Raw genomic sequence first — 1,231 nt, 5'->3', positions numbered from 1 at the left:
TGAATCGCCCCGGATTTTCTAGACACCTTTCAAGCTCATTGCGTAACGCTTTTCAAACTCTATCGGTGACAGCTGATTGTTGAAACCATGCCGGCGTTTTGCGTTGTAGAACATCTCGATGTAATCGAACACATCACTACGAGCATCTTCCCGCGTGGTGTAGATTTTCCGCTTGATTCGTTCCCGCTTTAGAAGCTGGAAAAAGCTCTCGGCCACGGCGTTGTCATGACAGTTGCCTCGGCGACTCATGCTGGCAACTAAATTGTTCGCCTTTAAAAAGCTGCGCCAATCGGTGCTGCTGTACTGGCTGCCTTGGTCGGAGTGAACCATCACCTCCTGTTTCGGTTTACGCCTCCAAACCGCCATCAATAACGCATCAATGGCCAAATCACTGGTCATCTGCGACTTCATTGACCAGCCAACGACCTGACGAGAAAACAGATCCAGGACCACAGCCAAATACAGCCAGCCCTCATACGTACGAATGTAGGTGATGTCGGTGACCCAAACCTTATTGGGTTCTACGACATCGAACTGGCGCTTCAGCAAATTGGGTGAGGCGACCGCTGGCTTACCGCCGTACTTTCCAGGGCGTCGTCGATACCCTGTCTGAGAGCGCAGACCCTCAAGACGCATCAGCCTCGCCACACGATGCCGACCACAATCTTCACCGACCTCGCGCAGATCGCCATGGATTTTGCGATAGCCATAAACTCCGCCGCTCTCCAGCCATGAATGCTTGATCAAACCCAGCAATCGCTGGTCGTCTTTAGCGCGTGCAGATTGCGGCTCAGACAACCAAGCGTAATAACCACTGGGGTGGACTTTCAGCGTCAGGCAAAGCCGTCGAATGGAATAGTCGCCCGCGCGCTGCTTGATAAAGGCGTACTTCAGCCGCACTCCTTGGCAAAGTACGCGGCGGCCTTTTTTAAGATGTCTCGCTCTTCAGTGACCCGCTTGAGTTCCGCTCGCAGACGACGCAGTTCAGCGTGCTGATCATCGTCTTGCTGCCGTTCTGCCTGAGGTTTGCTGTAGCGCTTTATCCAGGCATAGAGGCTATGCGTCGACACGCCAAGACGCGCCGCTACGTCAGCGACGGGAAGCTTCTTTTCGGTCACTTGATTGACCGCTTGGATTTTGAATTCTTCGGGATAACGTGGGTTGCTCATGGCACCTCCTGATTGGCCTCAGTTTAAGGCAAAGAGGTGTCTACGAAACCCGGGGCGATTCA

At 53.4% G+C, this 1,231-nt stretch carries 1 protein-coding gene; it reads right to left on the bottom strand.

Annotated features, from left to right (window positions below):
* Positions 1-18: 18 nt before the first annotated feature.
* A protein-coding gene (locus tag E4P01_RS11410) for an IS3 family transposase (protein ID WP_216091855.1) occupies positions 19-1,169 on the bottom strand; the annotation gives its coding sequence in 2 pieces (ribosomal slippage) (positions 19-935 and positions 935-1,169; 1,152 coding nt in all).
* Positions 1,170-1,231: the final 62 nt, after the last annotated feature.

It is taken from the genome of Pseudomonas sp. NCIMB 10586, assembly GCF_023127895.1.
GTDB classification, from domain to species: Bacteria; Pseudomonadota; Gammaproteobacteria; order Pseudomonadales; family Pseudomonadaceae; genus Aquipseudomonas; species Aquipseudomonas synxantha_A.
The sequence above is the reverse complement of the archived record's forward strand: the minus strand, read 5'-3'. Positions and strand labels throughout refer to the sequence as shown.